Consider the following 20,028-nt stretch of genomic DNA (forward strand, 5'->3'; position numbering starts at 1 on the left):
CGTCCGGGCCGGGGCCGCGCCGGTCCGGGACCCGCGCAGGAGCCTCCGCGGGGCGGCGGCGCGGGCCACAATGGGGGCATGAGCAGACCCCGACGCCACGGTCCCCCCGCCGGGCAGCGGCGGCCGCGGGCCCGCGGCGGCCGTGGTCACCGCGCCCTGACGGCGCTGCTCGCCACCGGCTGCCTGGGCGTGGCGGGCTGGCTGCACCCCCACTGGGCCCCCGCGCTGGGCCTCGGCGGCGACGACCTCCCGGCCGCCCGCGTCCTCCCGGCGCAGGCACCCGTCCCGGACGGGGCCGTTCCGCCCGACCCGGACGCCCCCGTCCCCGGTGCCGGGGAAGTGGCCGCGGCGGTGGACCCCGCGCTCGCCGGCGCTCCCGCGGGGCGGCGATCCGTCCTCGTGGCCGACGCCCTCACCGGGGCCGCGCTGCTCGAGCGGGAACCGGACGTGCCGCTGGTCCCCGCCTCCAACCAGAAGCTCGTCACCGCGCTGTCCCTGTTCACCCACGCCGATCCCCGTCAGCGGCTGCGCACCGCGGTGGTCCAGGGGCAGGAGCCGGGAACGGTCGTGCTGGTGGCCGGCGGGGACACCCTGCTGAGCCCGGGCCGGTCCGACCCGGACGCCGTGCTGGGCCGCGCCGGGGTCCGGACCCTGGCGGAGGCGACGGCCCGGGCCCTCGCCGGGCGCGGGTCCGCCGGGCCCACCACCGTGCGGTGGGACACGAGCCTGTTCACCGGACCGGCCGTCAACGAGACCTGGGCCGCGGGCGACGTCGCGGCGGGGCAGATCGGGCCGGTCTCGCCCATGGCGTTCTGGTCCCACCGCGTGCCCGCGGGCGAGGGGCCGTCGGCCGAGCGGCCCGAGGACGCGGCACGGGACGTCGCCGAGGTCTTCGCGACCGAGCTCGCGGCACGGCTCGCCGCGCACGGGGTGCCCGGGCCCGTTCCCGAGGTCGCGCCCGGCCGGGCGCCGCAGGGGGCGGCCGAGCTGGCCGCCGTCGAGTCCGCGACCCTCGCGGAGCAGGCCGAGCTCATGCTGGAGGACTCCGACAACCACCTCGCCGAGGTCCTCTCGCGGCTCGCGGCCCGGGCGGCGGACCGGCCCGCGAGCATCGCCGGCGGCCGCGCCGCCGCGGCCGAGGCACTCGAGGCGCAGGACGTCGGCGCGGCCGGCGTGGAGCTCGCCGACGCGTCCGGGATGTCCCTGGCCAACCGGCTCCCGGCCCGCGCGCTCGAGGGCGTCGTGCGGGCCATGGTCACCGACCCCACGGGAGCGCTGACCCCGGGCGCCCGGGCCCTGCCGGTGGCCGGCGGCAGCGGGACCCTCGCCTGCCGGTTCGACGACGACGCCGAGCGCCCCGGGCGCGGCCTGGCGCGGGCGAAGACGGGCACGCTGAACTCCGTGGTCTCCCTCAGCGGCCACGTCACCACGGGCGGGGGGCGGCTGCTGACGTTCTCCGTGGTGCTCAACGAGGTCACCGACCCGGCCGCGGCCCGGGACGCCGTGGACCGGGCGGTGGCTGCCCTGGCCCGACTGTGACGGGCGGCACCGTGTGCTCCCAGGCGCGTGTGGTTGCATGAGGCCATGAGCGCAGCACAACGACCGCCGGAGACGGAGGCGCCCGGGATCGTCCGGTGGGACCTCGCGGCCTCCGCCGCCGCCCGGCTCACCCCGCCGGGGCCGAGGATGTCCGCCCGGGCCATGCAGGCGGCCGTGGCCTCCATGCGCCGCCACGCCGAGGCGTCGGTGGACCACGTCCACCGCATCACCGGTCTGGAGGCCGCGCGGGACCTGCGGGACTCCACCGTGCTGGTCGTGGACCGGGCCGGGTGGTCGAAGGCCAACGCCCAGGCCTTCCAGGTGCTCATGGAGCCGGCGGTGGAGGCCCTGCGCCGGCGCCGCCCGGAGCAGTTCGGCGCGGCCGCCACCGCGCTCGGCGGCACGGCCACCGCCATGGAGATGGCGGCGGTGCTCGGGTTCCTCTCGGCCAAGGTCCTCGGCCAGTACGACCCGTACGCCGGGCTGGTCTCCGCCGTGGCCGCGCAGCGGCACCCCGGCGGGCGGCTGATGCTCGTCGCGCCCAACATCCTCACGATCGAGCGGGAGCTCAACGTCGAGCCGGAGGACTTCCGGCTGTGGGTCTGCCTGCACGAGCAGACGCACCGCGTCCAGTTCGCGGCGGCCCCGTGGCTGCGGGAGCACATGATCGAGCAGATCAACGAGCTCGCGGACTCCCTCATGGGCCACGCCGAGACCCTCGGGGCGCGGCTCACGGAAGCGGTCCGGTCCCTGCCCGGGCGCGGCTCGGGGACCGAGGAGCCCAAGGCCTCACTCGGCGTGGTGGGCCTGCTCATGGGGAAGCGGGAGCGGGAGGTGCTCTCCCACCTCACCGCGGTGATGAGCCTGCTCGAGGGGCACGCGAACTTCGTGATGGACGGGGTGGACGCCTCCGTGGTGCCCTCCGTGAGGACGATCCGGCGGCGCTTCGAGCGCCGCTCCGAGCTGCAGGGCAGCCTCGACCGCTTCGTCCGGCGCCTGCTCGGGATGGACGCGAAGATGCGCCAGTACAGCGACGGCCAGCGGTTCGTCTCGACCGTGGTGGAGACCGTGGGGCTGGAGCGGTTCAACCGCATCTGGGAGGCCCCGGGGCACCTGCCCACGGAGGCCGAGATCCACGCCCCCGAGCGCTGGATCGAGCGCGTGCTGGGGCCGGCCGCCCCGCTCCGCCCGGCCGTCCGTGCGCCGGAACCGCCGAAAATGTGGTAGAGAACACGCACCCCCGTTTGACATGCAGATTCATAGACATGACGACCGGGGGATCCGGTCGATGAGTTCTCGGTCACAGCGCGACACGCGGTAGGTCGGATCACCATTGTGTGACAAGATTTTTACGTGAGCACAGAGAATATCGAACAGCAGGTCAAGCTGTACGGCCAGCCCCTGTCGGAGCGCTTCGGCACGGTCGTGCAGGCCTACGGCATCACGCAGCGGCGGTTGGCCGAGGTCCTCGGCCTCTCCGCTCCCATGCTGTCGCAGCTCAACAGCGGCCGCCGGATCAAGATCGGCAACCCGGCGGTCTACGAACGCCTGGTCATGCTGGAGCAGCGCATCGGCGCCCCGGAGATCGAGGAGACCCTCGCGGCGGTCGAGGCGTCCCAGCCGGTGCTGTCCACCACGCAGATCCAGGCGGGCATCCACAGCGAGACCAACGCCGTGGCGGCCCTGGCGCACGTGGTCCCGCGGCACGAGCTGGAGGCCGCCCTGGACCTGCTCGGCGAGACCGCCCCGACCCTCGCCAAGGTCGTGCGCCTGGCCGTGCGGGAGTCGCAGAACCAGCAGGCCGCGAGCGACCGCGAGGACGCCCGCCGGTGACCCAGTTCGCCCGCCGCGGCCGACTGTCCCCGGACGTCGCCGCGGGGCGGCGCCGTGTGCTCGACTCCGTCCGGCAGCACGTCCCCCGGGCGCCCGGGGATCTCCCGCTCGTGCTGGTCGCGTGCAGCGGCGGCCCCGACTCCCTCGCGCTGGCCGCCGTGGCGGCCCACTTCGCCCGGCGCGGCACGCTGCGCGTGGGCGCGGTGGTGGTCGACCACGGCCTGCAGGAGGACTCCGCGGCGGTCGCGGCCCGCACCGCCCGCACGCTCGAGCAGACCGGGCTGGCCCCCGTCGTCGTCACCGCCGTGACCGTGCGCCGGGACGCGGGCGGACCCGAGATGGCGGCCCGCACCGCCCGCTACGCGGGCATCGCGGAGGTCGTGGGCCGCACGGGCGCCGCCGCCGTGCTGCTCGGGCACACCCTGGACGACCAGGCGGAGTCCGTCCTGCTGGGCCTCGCCCGCGGCTCCGGCACCCGCTCGCTGGCCGGGATGCCGCCCGTGCGCGAGCTCGACGGCGTCACCTACCTGCGCCCGTTCCTCGACCTCTCCCGCGCCCGGACCCTGCAGATCTGCGCGGCCGAGCAGCTCGAGCCGTGGCACGACCCCACGAACCGGGACACCACCCTGATGCGCTCCCGGGTCCGCCACCGCGTGCTGCCGCTGCTGGAGGAGGAGCTCGGCCCCGGCCTGGCCCGCGCCCTGGCCCGGTCCGCGGCGATCCTCGGCCCGGACGCGGACTACCTCGAGAGCGCGGCGGGCGAGCTGCTCGAGCGCGCCCGCGCCGCGGCCCCGGAGGTGCCCGGCTCCCTGGTCCTCGACCTCGCGACGCTGCGGGCGTCGCACCCCGCGCTGCGCCGCCGCGCCCTGTCGGCCGCCGTGGTCGCCGCCGGCGGGCAGACCCCGGCCTACGAGCGGCTCGGCGCGCTGGACGAGTTCGCCGCCGGGCACGGCGCCGCGGGGCCCGTGCAGATGGCGGGTAAGGTGTCCGTGTGGCGCCGCCGCCCGACGGCGGGCACCCGTGGTCCGGGACACCTGGAGCTCGTCCGCCCGCGGCCCGCGGTCCCCGCGAGCGCCACCCGACCCGCATCCGCATCGTACGAGGAGCGCCGTGAAGGCTGAGGACGTCCAGGGGGATCTCACCGAGGTCCTGTACACCAAGGAAGAGATCGACACGAGGATCGCCGAGCTGGCGGCGGCCGTGGACGCCGACTACCGGGGCCGCGACGTCCTGCTCGTGGGCGTGCTCAAGGGTGCCGTGATGGTCATGGCCGACCTGTGCCGGGCGCTCCAGGGGCAGTACCCCATGGACTGGATGGCCGTGTCCTCCTACGGCTCCGGGACCAAGTCCTCGGGCGTGGTCCGCATCCTGAAGGACCTCGACACGGACCTCACCGGACGGGACGTGCTCATCGTCGAGGACATCATCGACTCCGGCCTGACGCTGTCCTGGCTGCGCGCCAACCTGGAGTCCCGCGGCACCGCCTCGGTGGAGATCTGCGCGCTGCTGCGCAAGCCCGAGGCGGCGAAGACCTCGATCGACGTCAAGTACGTGGGCTGGGACATCCCCAACGAGTTCGTCGTGGGCTACGGCCTCGACTACGCCGAGAAGTACCGCAACCTCGACTGCATCGCGACCCTGGCCCCCCACGTCTACGAGTGAGCCGGGGCTCCGGCGGTCGCGCCCCGGGCAGTTCCCGGACGGCTGTCCGCTGACAGGGAACTCCCGGCCCGTCCGGGGCGGGACCCGGAGTCCGGGCTGTACATTGTAGGTCTGCGTCCCCTGGACCCCCGGCCCTGGGCGGGCCCCGGCTCGAGGGGGCCGGACAACCATCCACGGGAGGATCAGCGGCTTGGCCACGGCGAAAAAACCCAACAACTTCTTCAGAGGACCCTGGTTCTGGGTCCTCCTGGCCGCTCTGATCCTGTTCCCCCTGGTGGGCACGCTCACCACGGGCTCCTCCGGGCGCGTCGACACCAATGTCGGGCTGCAGCTGCTCCGGGACGGCCAGGTCTCCGAGGCCAAGATCTACGACGGCCAGCAGAAGGTCGAGCTCCAGCTCGAGGAGGACCTCTCCCTCGACGGCCGGGACCTCGGGCGCAGCGTGGAGTTCTACTACGTCACCCCCCGCGGGGAAGAGGTCGTCGACGCGATGAACGCGGCGGACCTCGAGGGGTTCACGGACCAGCCCGTCGAGTCGAACTGGTTCACGAGCCTCCTCGGCTTCATGCTCCCGTTCCTGATCATCCTGGCCATCTTCTGGTTCGTGTTCTCCCGGATGCAGGGCGGCGGGTCCCAGGTCATGCGCTTCGGCCGCTCGAAGGCCAAGATGTTCGACAAGGACAACCCCACGGTGACCTTCGCGGACGTCGCCGGTGCCGACGAGGCCGTGCAGGAGCTCGACGAGATCAAGCAGTTCCTGGTGGAGCGCGAGCGCTTCACCGCCCTCGGCGCGAAGGTGCCCAAGGGCGTGCTGCTCTACGGCCCGCCCGGCACCGGCAAGACCCTGCTCGCGCGGGCGGTGGCCGGTGAGGCCGGCGTCCCGTTCTTCTCGATCTCCGGCTCCGACTTCGTGGAGATGTTCGTGGGCGTGGGCGCCTCGCGGGTGCGCGACCTGTTCCAGCAGGCCAAGGAGAACGCGCCCGCCATCATCTTCGTGGACGAGATCGACGCCGTGGGCCGCCAGCGCGGCGCGGGCATGGGCGGGGGCAACGACGAGCGCGAGCAGACCCTCAACCAGCTGCTCGTCGAGATGGACGGCTTCGACGCCACGACCAACGTCATCCTGATCGCCGCGACCAACCGCCCGGACGTGCTCGACCCGGCCCTGCTGCGCCCGGGGCGCTTCGACCGGCAGATCGGCGTGGACGCCCCGGACATGAAGGGCCGGCTGCAGATCCTCCGGGTGCACTCCCAGGGCAAGCCGCTCGCGGACAACGTGGACCTCGCCGCCGTGGCCAAGCGCACGCCCGGCTTCACGGGCGCGGAGCTCGCCAACGTGATGAACGAGGCGGCGCTGCTGACCGCCCGCTCCCACGCCCAGCTCATCGACGACCGCGCCGTGGACGAGGCCATCGACCGCGTGATCGCCGGCCCGCAGAAGCGCAGCCGGATCATGAAGGAGCTCGAGCGCAAGGTCACCGCCTACCACGAGGGCGGGCACGCGCTCGTGGCCGCGGCGCTGCGCAACACGGACCCGGTCACGAAGATCACGATCCTGCCCCGCGGCCGGGCCCTGGGCTACACCATGGTCATGCCCATGGACGACAAGTACTCGACCACCCGCAACGAGCTGCTCGACCAGATGGCCTACGCCATGGGCGGGCGCGCGGCGGAGGAGATCGTGTTCCGGGACCCCTCCACCGGCGCGTCCAACGACATCCAGAAGGCCACCGACACGGCCCGCAAGATGGTCACCCAGTACGGCATGAGCGCCCGCGTGGGCTCGATCAAGCTCGGCGGGGACAGCTCCGAGCCGTTCCTCGGCCGGGACGCCGCCGGCTCCGGCCGGGAGTACTCCGAGCGCACCGCCGGGATCGTGGACGAGGAGGTGCGGGCCCTGCTGGAGCAGGCCCACGACGAGGCGCACGCGATCCTGATGGACAACCGTCCCGTCCTCGACCGGCTCGCCCTCGAGCTGCTCGAGAAGGAGACGCTCAACGAGGCGCAGATCGCCGACATCTTCCACGACATCCGCAAGCGGGACCTGCGGCCCGTGTGGCTGTCCAAGGACACCCGCCCGCTCTCCGAGGACCCGCCCGTGGTCACGCAGGCCGAGCGGGAGGAGGCCCGCCGGATCCACGCCCAGGACCCCGCCACGCTGGCCCCGCAGGACCAGGCGGCCGCCGCCAACCCGGAGCACCCCCTCGAGGTCCCCGAGCGCGGGCACTCGGTGCCGCCGGAGGAGGGCGCGGGCTCCTCGAGCACCGCAGGAAACACCGCCAGGAACACCGCCGGGAACACCGCCGGGAACACCGCGGGGACCGACCCGGGGAGCACCCCGGGGTCCGGCACGGACTGAGCCGGGCCTAGGATGGAGCGACAGCCGGTCGCGTCCGCCGACTCCCGTTCCGCCCGGCAGACCCGGCCGATCCCGAAGGAGGGCGCGTTGCCCCACGAGGCCCGCACGAAGCAGACGACCGCGCACGACCCCCGCGCGGAGGCGTTCGAGCCGCCGTACCCCGACCCGGCCCCCGCGCTGGAGGCCGGTGCCGGGGCGGTGGACCAGCCGCGTGTCGCGGCGGCCGTGCGGGAGCTGCTGCTGGCCATCGGCGAGGACCCCGACCGGGACGGCCTCCAGGGCACCCCGGGGCGCGTGGCGCGGGCCTACGCGGAGATGTTCGCGGGGCTGCACCAGGACCCCGCCGAGGTGCTCGGGACCACCTTCGACATCGGCCACTCCGAGATGGTCCTCGTGAAGGACATCGCCTTCTACTCGACCTGCGAGCACCACCTCGTCCCGTTCCACGGGCACGCGCACGTGGGCTACATCCCCGGCCACGACGGGATGGTCACCGGTCTGAGCAAGCTGGCCCGCCTCGTGGACCTCTACGCGCGCCGGCCCCAGGTCCAGGAGCGGCTGACCACCCAGATCGTCGAGGCGATCGTGGAGCACCTCCAGCCGGCCGGCGTGATCGTGGTGATCGAGTGCGAGCACCTGTGCATGTCGATGCGCGGGGTGCGGAAGCCGGGCGCGAAGACCGTCACCTCGGCCGTGCGCGGTCAGCTCCGCGAGACCGCCACCCGCGCCGAGGCCATGAGCCTCATCCTGGGGCGCTGAGCGCGTGACCGGCCCCCACCGCACCGACTCCGCGCACCGGCCCTCCGGCTGGGGCGCCTTCGAGGGCCTGCCCACCGGACGCACCCTGGTCATGGGCATCCTCAACGTCACCCCCGACTCCTTCAGCGACGGCGGGGAGCACGCCGGGCACGAGGCCGCGATCGCCCACGGGCTGCGCATGATGGCCGAGGGCGCCGACATCGTGGACGTCGGGGGCGAGTCCACCCGGCCCGGCTCCGAACGGATCGCCCCCGCCGAGGAGAGGCGCCGGATCCTGCCCGTGGTCGAGGCCCTCGCCGCCGCGGGGGCGGTGCTCAGCGTCGACACGCTCCACGCCGGGACCGCCGAGGCCGTCCTGGACGCCGGGGCGCACATCGTCAACGACGTCTCGGGGCTGGCCGTCACCCAGGACATGATCGACCTGGTCGCCGAGCGGCAGGCGCCCTACGTCCTCATGCACGCCCGGGGCCTGCCCGACGTGCAGGACTCCCGGGCCGTCTACGACGACGTCGCCGGGGAGGTGCTCGGGGAGCTCGAGGCGCTGGCGGGGCGCTGCCTGGCCGCCGGCCTGGCCCCCGGGAAGCTGATCCTGGACCCCGGGCTGGGCTTCGACAAGCGGGGGCCGCAGAACTGGGAGCTGCTCCGGGCGCTGCCGCGCTTCGCGGCCACCGGCCACAAGGTGCTCGTGGCCGCGTCCCGCAAGCGCTTCCTCGGAGCCATGCTCGAGCAGGACGGGGTCCCGCGCCCGGCCGCCGGGCGGGACGCGGCGACGGCCGCGATCAGCGCGCTGTCCGCCCACGCCGGCGCGTGGTGCGTGCGCGTCCACGACGTGCGCCCGAGCGCCGACGCCGTGGCCGCCGCGCACGCCTGGCGCGGCGTGGAGCCGGCCCTGCTGCGTCCCGGCGCGGACGCCGCCGTGCTGCCGGCGGGATCCCCCGGAGCGGACCGGTGAACCGGGTGCCGCACGAGGGCGCGGACGCCGCCCGCATGCGCGCCGGGGAACGGGCGGGCCGCCAGCACGTCCCGGCGTCCTCCACACGGTCCCCCGACCGCCGCGACCGGATCAACCTCCTGGGCGTCGGCGCGGTGGGCTACCACGGGGTCTTCGACCAGGAGAAGCGCAGCGGGCAGCCCTTCTTCGTGGACCTGGTCATGTACCTGGACCTGGCCGCGGCGGGGGCCTCCGACGACGTCACCCTGACCGCCCACTACGGCGAGGTCGCCGAGGAGGTGCGGGACATCGTCATCGGCCCCAGCGTCAACCTGCTCGAGACCCTCGCCGACCGCATCGCCCGGCGGCTGCTCCACCGCTTCCCGCTCGAGGCGATCGAGGTCACCGTGCACAAGCCCAAGGCGCCCATCGAGGTGACGTTCTCCGACGTGTCCGTCACGATCTACCGGGAGCGCTGACGTGGGCACCCTGGCCGTCCTCGCCCTCGGCGCCAATCTCGGCGACCGGGAGGCCACCCTGCGCCGGGCCGCCCACGACCTGGCCGCGCACCCGCGGATCACGCTGACCCGCGCCTCGCCCATAGTGCGCTCCAAGCCGGTCGGCGGCCCGGCCGGACAGGGGGACTACCTCAACGCCGTCGTCGAGGTGGACACCGACCTGAGCCCATTCGGGCTGCTCCGGGCGTGCCAGGAGGTGGAGGAGCGCCACCACCGGACCCGCACCCAGCGGTGGGGGCCGCGCACCCTCGACGTCGACATCGTCGTCTACGGTGACCTCCACCTGGACGAGCCGGAGCTCACCGTGCCCCACCTGCGCGCCGCCACCCGCGCGTTCGTGCTCGTGCCCTGGGCCCTCATGGACCCCGGCGCGACGCTCGAGGGGCGCAGCGTCGCCGAGCTGGCCCGCCGGGCGGGCGACCTCGGCGGCCTCGGGCCCGACACGACCCCCCTGCTCGGCGAGGTCCCCGCCCCCGGCGGGGACGGGGACTGAGGAGGAGCCGCCGTGCACGTGCTCACGGTCCCGGCGCTGCTGATGTGCGCCGCCGCCGCCGGCGCCGTCGGCTGGACCGCCAACCGGCTGTCCACGGGGGCGGGCGGCCCGCTGCTGATCCTCCCGTGGGCCTCGCTCGCGGCCCTCGCCGCCGTGGCCGCCGCGCTGCTGGTGCTCGGCGTGCGGGTCAAGCGCCACCAGGAGGGTGCGCATCCCGAGCGCTTCGACCCGCTGATCGCGGCCCGCACCGCGGCCGGCGCGCAGGCGGTGGCCTGGGCGGGGGCGATGCTGACGGGCTGGCACGCCGCCGTCGCCGTCGAGCAGCTCGCCCTCGTGTCCGTGCGCTCCGAGCAGGGTCCGCTGTGGGCCAGCCTGGTCCACGCCGGGGCCGGGCTCGTGCTCGTCGTGGTGGGCTGGATCGTGGAGGGCTTCTGCAAACTGCCGCCGGATGATCCCGACGCGGAGGAGGGCGCCGAGTACCGTAGGGGACGGCAGAAGGAGCTCCCCGAGGGAGAAGGTGGTTATGCCCGAGAGATCCGCCCACGGGCCCGTCGGCGGCCCCGGGGCCGGGACGCCCGGTGACCGGGTGCCCCTGAGCAACCCCGCGATCGACCCCGAGGGCCTCGCCTGGACCAGGGTCTCGCCCCGGCACCTCACCGTGGTGGTCCTCTCCACCCTCCTCTCGACCCTGTTCTGGCTCGCGGCCCTGGGCTGGCCGGCGGTGCTGGCGGCCACGGGCGTCTGGGCCGGCGCCCCCCTGGGTCTGCTGCTGCTCCCGCCCGCGGCCGCCCTGGCGGCGGGCCTGCTCTCCGTGCTCCTGGCCCCGCGGCGGGTCCGGGCGATCGGCTACGCCGAGCGCGGCGAGGACCTGCTCGTGCGGCGGGGCCTGCTCTACCAGCGGGTCACGGTCATCCCCTACGGGCGGATGCAGTACGTGGACGTGTCGGTCTCCCCGCTGCAGCGCAGCTTCGGTCTGGCCACCGTGAAGCTGCACACCGCGGCCGTGGGCAGCCACGCCGAGATCCCCGGCGTGGAGCACGCCGAGGCGTCCCGGCTGCGCGAGCGGCTCACCGCGCGCGGCGAGGCCCTCCTGGCGGGCCTGTGAGCGCTCTGCCCGCCCCCGCGGCGGCTCCGCAGTGGCACCGTGTCCACCCGCTGACGCCGGTGGTCAAGGGGTGGCTCGCGATGCTGGTGATCGCCGGGGCCGTCGTCAACATCCTCCTCGACGACTTCCTCAACGCCTTCCTCGGGCGCGGGGACGCCGTGCCGCCCCAGGACTTCGACCCCGCCCGGATGGGTGCCATCTTCTGGTGGGCGCTGGCCGGGATCGTGGTGGTCGTGCTCCTCGTGTTCGCGGCGGCCGTGCTGGTCTCGTGGTGGTTCACCCGCTACCAGGTGACCCCTGAGCACGTGCGGATCCGCTCCGGGGTGCTCTTCCGGCAGGAGCGCCAGGCCCGGCTGGACCGGGTGCAGGCCATCGACATCCACCGCCCGTTCCTGCCCCGGCTGCTGGGGCTGGCCGAGCTGAAGTTCGAGGTGGCGGACGCCGGGCAGTCCGCGGTGTCCCTGTCCTACCTCACCCACCCCCAGGCCCGCGCGCTGCGCGGGGAGCTGCTGGGCCGGCTCGGCCTGGCCGGCCCGGGGCCGGGCCCCTCCGCCCCGCCGCCCGGTGCACCCGTGCGCCGGCCGGCGCCCTGGGCGGTGACCGGGGACCAGGAGCGTCCGGTGCTCGCGGTGCCGGTGCCGCGGCTGATCGGGTCCGTGCTCGCCTCGGGTTCCGCCGTCGCCCTGGCCGTGCTGCTGGCCGCCGCGCCGGTCGCCCTCCTGGTCGACCCCCGCACCGGGCCGGCGATGCTGGCGGCCTGGCTGCCCGGTCTGGTCAGCTTCGGGGCCATCTCCTACCGCCGGGTGGAGCAGGGCCACCACTTCCGGCTGCTGCGCGTCCCCGAGGGCATGCGCGTGCGCTACGGCCTGTTCGACGTCCGGTCCCAGACCGTCCCCGCGGGGCGGATCCAGGCGGTGGGCGTGGACCAGCCGCTGCTCTGGCGGCCCTTCGGCTGGTACCGGGTGCGGGTCAACGTGGCCGGCTACGGGCCTGCGGCGGGGGAGAGCGACGCGATGCGCTCCACCCTGCTGCCCGTCGGCACCCTGCCCCAGGTGCACCAGGTCCTCCACCTGGCGCTGCCCGGCGCCCGGGACGGGGACCTCGCGGCGCTGCTGCGGGAGGGACTGCACGGGCTGGGCGGGCAGGGCCGGTTCACCACCTCCCCGCGCCGGGCCCGGTGGCTCGACCCCCTCGTGCACCGCCGGACCGGCTTCGCCGCGACCGGCGACGTCCTCGCGGTGCGGTCCGGGCGGCTGAGCCGGCGCACCGCGGTGCTGCCCCACGAGAAGACCCAGTCGGTGGCCGTGAGCCAGGGGCCGCTCGAGCGGGCCCTGCGGCTGGCCGACGTCCACCTGCACTCCACGCCGGGCCCCGTGACCGTGGCGGTCCCGCACCTCGACGCCGGGGACGCCCGGGCGCTCGCCGCCGCCCAGGCGGTGCACGCGGCCGGGGCCCGTAGACTGGCCGACGGCCCGAGCCACGCCCAGACCCCCCGGCAGGAGACAGCATGACCCACCCGTCCGACCGCCCCGGACGCCTCGGGGTCGGGGTCGTCAGCGCCGGGAAGGTGGGCGCGGTCCTCGGCGCCGCGCTGCGCGCCGCCGGCCACGCCGTCGTCGGCGTCAACGCCGTCTCCGAGGCCAGCCGGGACCGGGCCGAGGCCCTCCTGCCCGGCGTGCCCGTCCTCGACGTCCCGTCCGTGCTCGAGCGCGCCGAGCTCGTGCTGCTCGCCGTGCCCGACGACGAGCTGCCCGGGCTCGTGCAGGGCCTCGCCGACGCCGGGCTGTGGCAGGCCGGCCAGCTCGTGGTGCACACCGCGGGCCGCTGGGGGACAGGTGTCCTGGAACCGGCCCGCCGGCTCGGGGCGATCCCGCTGGCCATCCACCCGGCGATGACCTTCACGGGCATGAGCCTGGACCTGGCCCGGTTGAGCGACTGTTCGTTCGGGATCACGGCCCCGGGCCCGGTGCTGCCCATCGCCCAGGCCCTGGTGGTCGAGATGGGCGCCGAGCCCGTGGTGGTCGCGGAGGCGGACCGCCCGCTGTACCACGCGGCCCTCGCCCACGGCGCCAACCACCTGATGACCGTCGCCGGGCAGTCCATGCAGGTGCTCCGGGACATCGGGGTGGAGCGCGCCGACCGCATGGTCGGGCCCCTGCTGCGGGCGACCCTGGACAACGCCCTGGCCGCGGGGGAGTCGGCGCTGACCGGACCGGTGGCCCGCGGTGACGCGGGGACCGTGGCCGCCCACCGGGACGCCCTCGACGAGTACGCGCACGGCCACGGCGGCGACGACGTCCTGCTGGCCTACCTGGACCTCGCCCGCGTCACCGCCCGCCGCGCCCTGGACCGGGGACTGCTGGACCGCCCGCGCTACGACGCCGTGCTCGCCGCCCTCGAGCTCACCCACGGAGCCGACGGAACCGACGGAGAGGACACCGCGTGAGCGCCCCCACCACCGCCCCCCGCGTCTGCCGCGGCATCGACGAGTTCCGGGCGGCCCTCGCCGAGCGGCTCGGCGCCGCCCAGGAGCAGTCGACCCAGGAGCAGTCGGCACCCGAGCAGGCGGCGCAGGGACCGACCTCCCAGGAGCAGGCCTCGCTGGGCCTCGTGCCCACCATGGGGGCCCTGCACGAGGGGCACGGCCACCTGGTGCGCCTCGCCCGGCAGGAGAACTCCGTGGTCGCGGTCTCGGTCTTCGTCAACCCCCTGCAGTTCGGCCCGGACGAGGACTTCGAGCGCTATCCGCGCACCCTCGAGGCCGACGTCGAGCTGCTCGCCCGCTTCGGGGCCGACCTCGTGTTCGCCCCGTCCGTGGCGGAGATGTACCCGGACGGTGAGCCCCTCGTGCGCGTCACCTCCGGCCGGCTCGGCTCCGTGCTGGACGGCGCGAGCCGCCCCGGCCACTTCGACGGCGCCCTCACGGTGGTCAACAAGCTCCTCAACATCACCGCCCCGCCCGTGCCGGCAGCGTTCCGTGCGTACTTCGGGGAGAAGGACGCCCAGCAGCTGCTCCTCGTGCGCCGGATGGTCGCCGACTTCGACCTGCCCGTGACCGTCCGGGCCGTGCCCATCGCACGCGACGACGACGGGCTGGCCCTGTCCTCCCGCAACCGCTACCTCGACGCCGCGCAGCGCCGGTCCGCGCTCGTGCTCCCGCGCACCCTGCGGGCGCTCGCCGCCGGGGAGCTGGACCTCGACGCCGCCCGGCGTCGGATCGACACGGAGCGCATCGACACGGAGCACCTCGACACCGAGCGCCTCGACACCGGGCGCACCGACACCGAGGGCACCGGCACCGGGGACCTGGACGCCGAGGACCGCGTCCGGCTCGACTACCTCGTCGTCGTCGACCCCCGCACCCTGGAGCCGGTCGAGCCGGCGCCCGGCGCCCTCGCCCTCGCGGCGGCCCACGTGGGCAGCACCCGGCTGATCGACAACCTCATGCTCTGAGCGCCCCGGCCGGGATTTGACCCCTCCCGTTATCCTGGACAACTGTGACCAACGCGCAGAACACCTCCCCGACCGCCCAGGACGAGGCCGAGCAGGCCGAGCTCTCGGACCAGATGCAGTTCCGGCTCGCCAAGCGCGCCCGGCTCCTCGACTCGGGCCGGGAGGCCTACCCGGTGGGCGTGGAGCGCACGCACACCCTCGCCGAGGTGCGGGCGGCCCACGGCCACCTGGAGCCCGGCGAGGAGACCGGTCGGTTCGTCGGCGTGGCCGGGCGCGTGGTCTTCGTGCGCAACACCGGCAAGCTGTGCTTCGCCACCCTCCAGGAGGGGGACGGCACCCGGCTGCAGGTCATGCTCTCCCTGGCGAAGGTGGGGGAGGAGTCCCTGGGCGAGTGGAAGTCCCTCGTGGACCTCGGCGACTTCGTGGCCGTGCACGGCGAGGTGATCGCCTCCCGCCGCGGCGAGCTCTCCGTCATGGCCGACGCCTGGTCCATGGCGTCGAAGGCGATCCGGCCCCTGCCCACGCTGCACAACGAGCTCAGCGAGGAGACCCGGGTGCGCCGGCGCTACCTCGACCTCATCGTCCGGCCCGAGGCCCGCGACGTCGTCGTGCAGCGGGCGCGGATCATCCAGACGGTGCGCAACGTCCTGGTGGACCGGGGCTACGTGGAGATCGAGACACCGATCCTGCAGCTCGTGCACGGCGGGGCCACCGCCCGGCCGTTCGAGACCCACCTCAACGCGTTCGACCAGGACATGACCCTGCGCATCGCCACGGAGCTCTACCTCAAGCGCGCCGTGGTCGGCGGGATCGAGCGGGTCTTCGAGATCGGCCGGGTCTTCCGCAACGAGGGCGTCGACTCCTCGCACAGCCCCGAGTTCACCACCCTGGAGGCCTACGAGGCCTACGCCGACCAGTTCACGATGGCCGAGCGGATCAAGGAGATCATCCTCGCGTGCGCCGACGCCCTGGGCGTCGACACCATCGAGACGGAGAAGGGCACGATCGACCTGCGCGGGGAGTGGCGCTGGCTGTCCGTCTACCCCGCCCTGTCCGAGGCCGTGGGACGGACGATCACCCCGGAGACCCCCGTGGAGACCCTGCACCGGATCGCCGAGGAGCACGAGGTGCCCGTCGGCCCGATGTGGGACGCGGAGAAGTACGTGCTGGAGCTGTTCGGCGAGATCGTGGAGCCCACCCTGGTCCAGCCGACCTTCGTGTGCGACTACCCGCCCTCGGCGCAGCCCCTCGCCCGCCAGCACCGCTCCGAGCACGGCCTGATCGAGGCGTGGGACCTGATCATCGGCGGGATGGAGCGCGGCACGGCGTTCTCCGAGCTCATCGACCCCGTGGTCCAGCGCGAGCGGCTCACCGAGCAGTCCCACCGGGCCGCGGCCGGCGACGACGAGGCCATGCGGCTCGACGAGGACTTCCTGCGCGCCCTCGAGCACGGCGCCCCGCCCATGGGCGGCCTGGGCCTCGGCCTGGACCGGCTCATCATGCTCTTCACCGACCTGGGGATCCGGGAGACCATCCTGTTCCCCCTCATGAAGCCGGAGCAGGACTGAGCCCGGGCCGCGGCCGTGCCGCGGCCCTCCGCCGTCCTCAGCCACCGCCCAGATCTCCCCGGGAGAATCGCCCCATGGAATACATCGCTGTCCTGCTGCCCTCGATCAGCATCGGCATCATCTTCTGGTTCGTCCTCCGCTGGATCTTCCGCGGCGACCGCACCGAGCGCGCCGTCGAGTCCCGCTCGCAGGAGGACGCGCAGCGCTGGTACGAGGAGCTCAAGCGGCGCGACGGCGAGGACCTGCCGTTCGGCCGCGCCCCGCGCCGGGGTCGCAACGAGGAACGCTGAGCACCCGTCCCGGCGTTCCCCGGGTCTTTCCGATGAATTCGAATTTGCGCCCGGTTTGTCCGCCTTTTCGTGCTGTTGAATTCCGTGCCGGAATTGTAGGATAAACTCGACGACGTCGGGAGATTCGCCTTCCGGAGGTCGCCGGAATTCACGATCCGGATCAACCGGTCCGACACGGGGGAATCAGCACCGCCTCAGGACGCGCCGTCCCTCTGCGCGTCCGGGGAAAGACGAGCGCCGAGAGGCGGAGGAGAGTTTCAGTTATGGCACAGACCGTGAAGATCATTCTCGAGGACGACCTCGACGGCGGGCCCGCCGAGGAGACCGTGCGCTTCGGACTCGACGGCGCGCAGTACGAGATCGATCTCTCCGAGGAGAACGCGGCCAAGCTGCGCGACGCCGTGCGGCCCTTCATCACCAAGGCGCGGCGCGCCCAGAGCAAGCAGACGCCGAAGCAGGCCCGCCCCACCGGGAAGTCGAATCCGGACACCGCGGCCATCCGGCAGTGGGCCCGGGAGAACGGCCACCAGGTCTCCGACCGCGGCCGCATTCACCAGGACGTCCAGAAGGCGTACTACGACGCGCACCAATAGGAGCGCGCGCTCGGCGCTCCAGAAGAATAGGAGGGACCGGTCCGCCGGTCCCTCCTTTCCTCTTTCCGGGGCGGGAGATGCGCCTATTGGGGGCACGCGGCTCCCGGGAGCAATTCTCTCCCCATTCTTTTGGTGACCTGCGATTTTGTCGGTGCGGAAGCGAACGGCAGCAATTGTCGTGGCCCGTTCCGGTGCCGTCCGGGCCCCGGCCCACCGGTCTTCTCGCCGGTGGCGAACAGCCACCCGTTCGCCCGCACGGGTGCGTAGCATCGGGTGCAGACATCGACTGAGGAGTATCCATGTTCGAACGCTTCACCGACCGCGCCCGCCGGGTCGTGGTGCTGGCCCAGGAAGAGGCCAGGATGCTCAACCACAACTACATCGGCACCGAGCACCTGCTGCTGGGGCTGATCCACGAGGGCGAGGGAGTGGCCGCGAAGGCGCTCGACTCGATGGGCATCACCCTCACCGGCGCCCGCGAGCAGGTCCAGGACATCATCGGACCGGGCCAGCAGGCCCCGTCCGGGCACATCCCCTTCACCCCCCGGGCCAAGAAGGTCCTCGAGCTGTCGCTGCGCGAGGCACTCCAGCTCGGGCACAACTACATCGGCACCGAGCACATCCTCCTGGGCATCATCCGCGCGGGCGAGGGCGTGGCGGCGCAGGTGCTGACCAAGCTCGGCGCGGAGCCCCAGAAGGTGCGCTCCACCGTGCTGGAGCTGATCTCCGGCTACCAGGGCGGGGGCACCCCCGAGAAGGAGGGCGCCGGCGTGCGCTCGGCCGGCCAGTCCGAGGGCACGCCCGCGGGCTCGGCCGTGCTGGACCAGTTCGGCCGCAACCTCACCGCGGCGGCCCGCGAGGGCAAGCTGGACCCCGTCATCGGGCGGTTCAAGGAGATGGAGCGGGTCATGCAGATCCTCTCCCGGCGCACCAAGAACAACCCGGTACTGATCGGTGAGCCCGGCGTCGGCAAGACCGCGGTGGTCGAGGGCCTGGCGCAGCAGATCGTGCGCGGGGACGTCCCGGAGACCCTCAAGGACAAGCACCTCTACACCCTGGACCTCGGGTCCCTCGTGGCGGGCTCCCGCTACCGCGGCGACTTCGAGGAGCGGCTCAAGAAGGTGCTCAAGGAGATCCGCACCCGCGGGGACATCATCCTGTTCATCGACGAGATCCACACCCTCGTGGGCGCCGGCGCGGCCGAGGGCGCGATCGACGCCGCCTCCATCCTGAAGCCCATGCTGGCCCGCGGCGAGCTGCAGACCATCGGCGCCACGACCCTCGACGAGTACCGCAAGCACATCGAGAAGGACGCCGCGCTGGAGCGACGCTTCCAGCCGATCCAGGTGGACGAGCCCTCCGAGGCGCACGCCGTGGAGATCCTCAAGGGCCTGCGCGACAAGTACGAGGCGCACCACCGCGTCACCATCTCGGACGAGGCACTCGAGGCGGCCGTGCACATGTCGGCCCGCTACGTCTCGGACCGCTTCCTGCCGGACAAGGCGATCGACCTGATCGACGAGGCCGGGGCGCGCCTGCGGATCAAGCGGATGACCGCCCCGCCGGAGATCAAGGAGCTCGACGACCGCATCACCGAGGTGAAGCGGCTCAAGGAGGCCGCGATCGACGGCCAGGACTACGAGAAGGCCGCCTCGCTGCGCGACACGGAGCAGAAGCTCATCGCCGAGCGCGAGGAGAAGGACCGCGCCTGGCGCGACGGCGGCGACGAGCTCGCCGAGGTGACCCCCGAGGTCATCTCCGACGTCCTCTCCGCCTCCACGGGTGTGCCCGTCTACAAGCTCACCGAGGAGGAGACGGGCCGTCTCCTGCACATGGAGGACGAGCTGCACAAGCGCATCATCGGCCAGGACGACGCGATCAAGGCGCTCTCCCGGTCCATGCGGCGCACGCGTGCGGGTCTGAAGGATCCCAAGCGCCCGGGCGGGTCGTTCATCTTCGCCGGGCCCACGGGCGTGGGCAAGACCGAGCTCGCGAAGGCGCTGGCGGAGTTCCTGTTCGGTGACGAGGACGCCCTCATCACCCTGGACATGTCCGAGTACCAGGAGAAGCACACCGTCTCCCGGCTCTTCGGTGCCCCTCCGGGGTACGTGGGCTACGAGGAGGGCGGCCAGCTCACCGAGAAGGTGCGCCGCAAGCCGTTCTCGGTGGTGCTCTTCGACGAGGTCGAGAAGGCGCACCAGGACCTGTTCAACTCGCTGCTGCAGATCCTCGAGGACGGTCGCCTGACCGACTCGCAGGGCCGCGTGGTGGACTTCAAGAACACCGTGATCATCATGACCACGAACCTGGGCACCAAGGACATCTCCCGTGCCGTCCCCGTCGGGTTCCAGACCGGCGTGGACCCCGCCTCCAACTACGAGCGGATGCAGGCGAAGGTGCAGGACGAGCTCAAGGAGCACTTCCGGCCCGAGTTCCTCAACCGCGTGGACGAGATCATCGTGTTCCCGCAGCTCACCGAGAACGAGATCGTGCAGATCGTGGACCTGTTCGTGGCCCGGCTGCAGGAGCGGCTGCGCGACCAGGGGATGTCGATCGAGCTCTCCGACTCCGCGAAGCGGTGGGTCAGCCGCAAGGGCTACGACCCGTCCATGGGCGCCCGTCCGCTGCGCCGCACCATGCAGCGGGAGATCGAGGACCAGCTCTCCGAGAAGATCCTCTTCGGGGAGATCAGCACCGGGGAGAAGATCTTCGTGAACACCGAGGGGGAGGGGGACGAGCAGAAGCTGGTCTTCTCCTCCACCCCGATGTCCGACCTCACGGGCGACGGCATGGTCGACCCGATGACCGGCCTGGAGGACGTCGACGTCTCCCGCGGTGACGGCGAGAACCGCCCCGAGGGCTGAGTCCGGCCGATGCTCCACCAGGGCCCGCCGCGCACCCGCGCGGCGGGCCCTCGGCGTCCCC

Annotated in this window: 19 protein-coding genes; all 19 read left to right on the plus strand. The window is 73.6% G+C overall.

What is annotated here, in order from left to right:
- Nucleotides 1-78: 78 nt before the first annotated feature.
- The 19 genes from dacB (at nt 79) to Q0817_RS02155 (ending at nt 19,967) form a co-directional block, all read left to right on the plus strand.
- Nucleotides 79-1,539: a D-alanyl-D-alanine carboxypeptidase/D-alanyl-D-alanine-endopeptidase gene (dacB, locus tag Q0817_RS02065; RefSeq protein WP_298583369.1), complete on the plus strand. Its 1,461-nt coding sequence runs from the start codon at nt 79-81 to the stop codon at nt 1,537-1,539.
- Nucleotides 1,540-1,584: 45 nt separating this feature from the next.
- On the plus strand, nt 1,585-2,766 hold the full coding sequence (locus Q0817_RS02070; protein ID WP_298583371.1) for a zinc-dependent metalloprotease: 1,182 nt from the start codon (nt 1,585-1,587) through the stop codon (nt 2,764-2,766).
- 126 nt (nt 2,767-2,892) lie between these two features.
- On the plus strand, nt 2,893-3,372 hold the full coding sequence (locus tag Q0817_RS02075) for a DNA-binding protein (protein WP_298583373.1): 480 nt from the start codon (nt 2,893-2,895) through the stop codon (nt 3,370-3,372).
- Nucleotides 3,369-4,493: a tRNA lysidine(34) synthetase TilS gene (gene tilS, locus Q0817_RS02080; RefSeq protein ID WP_298583375.1), complete on the plus strand. Its 1,125-nt coding sequence runs from the start codon at nt 3,369-3,371 to the stop codon at nt 4,491-4,493. Before Q0817_RS02075 ends, tilS begins: the two co-directional genes overlap by 4 nt.
- Nucleotides 4,483-5,034, plus strand: a complete 552-nt coding sequence (gene hpt / locus Q0817_RS02085) for a hypoxanthine phosphoribosyltransferase (RefSeq protein ID WP_058875281.1) — start codon at nt 4,483-4,485, stop codon at nt 5,032-5,034. The genes tilS and hpt overlap by 11 nt, the downstream gene beginning before the upstream one ends.
- A 190-nt stretch (nt 5,035-5,224) precedes the next feature.
- On the plus strand, nt 5,225-7,393 hold the full coding sequence (ftsH, locus tag Q0817_RS02090) for an ATP-dependent zinc metalloprotease FtsH (RefSeq protein ID WP_298583380.1): 2,169 nt from the start codon (nt 5,225-5,227) through the stop codon (nt 7,391-7,393).
- Between the two features lie 12 nt (nt 7,394-7,405).
- Nucleotides 7,406-8,152, plus strand: a complete 747-nt coding sequence (folE, locus tag Q0817_RS02095; protein WP_366139850.1) for a GTP cyclohydrolase I FolE — start codon at nt 7,406-7,408, stop codon at nt 8,150-8,152.
- 4 nt (nt 8,153-8,156) lie between these two features.
- A complete protein-coding gene (gene folP, locus Q0817_RS02100) occupies nt 8,157-9,104 on the plus strand; it encodes a dihydropteroate synthase (protein WP_298583382.1) in 948 nt (315 codons plus the stop codon).
- Nucleotides 9,101-9,562 (plus strand): dihydroneopterin aldolase, encoded by a 462-nt coding sequence (gene folB, locus Q0817_RS02105; RefSeq protein WP_298583384.1) that lies wholly within the window; start codon nt 9,101-9,103, stop codon nt 9,560-9,562. The genes folP and folB overlap by 4 nt, the downstream gene beginning before the upstream one ends.
- Nucleotide 9,563: 1 nt before the next feature.
- Nucleotides 9,564-10,094, plus strand: a complete 531-nt coding sequence (gene folK / locus Q0817_RS02110) for a 2-amino-4-hydroxy-6-hydroxymethyldihydropteridine diphosphokinase (protein ID WP_298583386.1) — start codon at nt 9,564-9,566, stop codon at nt 10,092-10,094.
- A gap of 12 nt (nt 10,095-10,106) precedes the next feature.
- Nucleotides 10,107-10,676 (plus strand): DUF3180 domain-containing protein, encoded by a 570-nt coding sequence (locus tag Q0817_RS02115; RefSeq protein ID WP_298583387.1) that lies wholly within the window; start codon nt 10,107-10,109, stop codon nt 10,674-10,676.
- A gap of 10 nt (nt 10,677-10,686) precedes the next feature.
- Nucleotides 10,687-11,199, plus strand: a complete 513-nt coding sequence (locus Q0817_RS02120) for a PH domain-containing protein (protein ID WP_298583548.1) — start codon at nt 10,687-10,689, stop codon at nt 11,197-11,199.
- The gene (locus Q0817_RS02125) at nt 11,196-12,710 is read left to right on the plus strand and encodes a PH domain-containing protein (protein WP_298583389.1); all 1,515 of its coding nucleotides are present in this window, start codon (nt 11,196-11,198) and stop codon (nt 12,708-12,710) included. The genes Q0817_RS02120 and Q0817_RS02125 overlap by 4 nt, the downstream gene beginning before the upstream one ends.
- The gene (locus tag Q0817_RS02130; RefSeq protein ID WP_298583391.1) at nt 12,707-13,645 is read left to right on the plus strand and encodes a Rossmann-like and DUF2520 domain-containing protein; all 939 of its coding nucleotides are present in this window, start codon (nt 12,707-12,709) and stop codon (nt 13,643-13,645) included. The genes Q0817_RS02125 and Q0817_RS02130 overlap by 4 nt, the downstream gene beginning before the upstream one ends.
- Nucleotides 13,642-14,652, plus strand: coding sequence for a pantoate--beta-alanine ligase (gene panC, locus Q0817_RS02135; RefSeq protein WP_298583392.1), 1,011 nt, complete (start codon nt 13,642-13,644; stop codon nt 14,650-14,652). Before Q0817_RS02130 ends, panC begins: the two co-directional genes overlap by 4 nt.
- A 44-nt stretch (nt 14,653-14,696) precedes the next feature.
- Nucleotides 14,697-16,220, plus strand: coding sequence for a lysine--tRNA ligase (gene lysS / locus Q0817_RS02140; protein WP_298583394.1), 1,524 nt, complete (start codon nt 14,697-14,699; stop codon nt 16,218-16,220).
- Nucleotides 16,221-16,294: 74 nt separating this feature from the next.
- Nucleotides 16,295-16,510, plus strand: coding sequence for a hypothetical protein (locus tag Q0817_RS02145; protein ID WP_298583396.1), 216 nt, complete (start codon nt 16,295-16,297; stop codon nt 16,508-16,510).
- Nucleotides 16,511-16,773: 263 nt separating this feature from the next.
- Nucleotides 16,774-17,103 carry an Lsr2 family protein gene (locus Q0817_RS02150; RefSeq protein ID WP_298583398.1) on the plus strand — a complete coding sequence of 110 codons (330 nt, stop codon included), beginning with the start codon at nt 16,774-16,776 and terminating at the stop codon, nt 17,101-17,103.
- Between the two features lie 299 nt (nt 17,104-17,402).
- A complete protein-coding gene (locus tag Q0817_RS02155) occupies nt 17,403-19,967 on the plus strand; it encodes an ATP-dependent Clp protease ATP-binding subunit (protein ID WP_298583400.1) in 2,565 nt (854 codons plus the stop codon).
- The last annotated feature ends 61 nt before the right edge of the window (nt 19,968-20,028 follow it).

The organism is uncultured Kocuria sp. (genome assembly GCF_947500125.1).
GTDB lineage: Bacteria > Actinomycetota > Actinomycetes > Actinomycetales > Micrococcaceae > Kocuria.

Coding starts and splice junctions, on each gene's coding strand:
- dacB (WP_298583369.1), top strand. CDS start 79: ATGAGCAGACCCCGACGCCACGGTCCCCCCGCCGGGCAGCGGCGGCCG.
- Q0817_RS02070 (WP_298583371.1), top strand. CDS start 1,585: ATGAGCGCAGCACAACGACCGCCGGAGACGGAGGCGCCCGGGATCGTC.
- folE (WP_366139850.1), top strand. CDS start 7,406: ATGGAGCGACAGCCGGTCGCGTCCGCCGACTCCCGTTCCGCCCGGCAG.
- Q0817_RS02130 (WP_298583391.1), top strand. CDS start 12,707: ATGACCCACCCGTCCGACCGCCCCGGACGCCTCGGGGTCGGGGTCGTC.
- Q0817_RS02145 (WP_298583396.1), top strand. CDS start 16,295: ATGGAATACATCGCTGTCCTGCTGCCCTCGATCAGCATCGGCATCATC.
- Q0817_RS02150 (WP_298583398.1), top strand. CDS start 16,774: ATGGCACAGACCGTGAAGATCATTCTCGAGGACGACCTCGACGGCGGG.
- Q0817_RS02155 (WP_298583400.1), top strand. CDS start 17,403: ATGTTCGAACGCTTCACCGACCGCGCCCGCCGGGTCGTGGTGCTGGCC.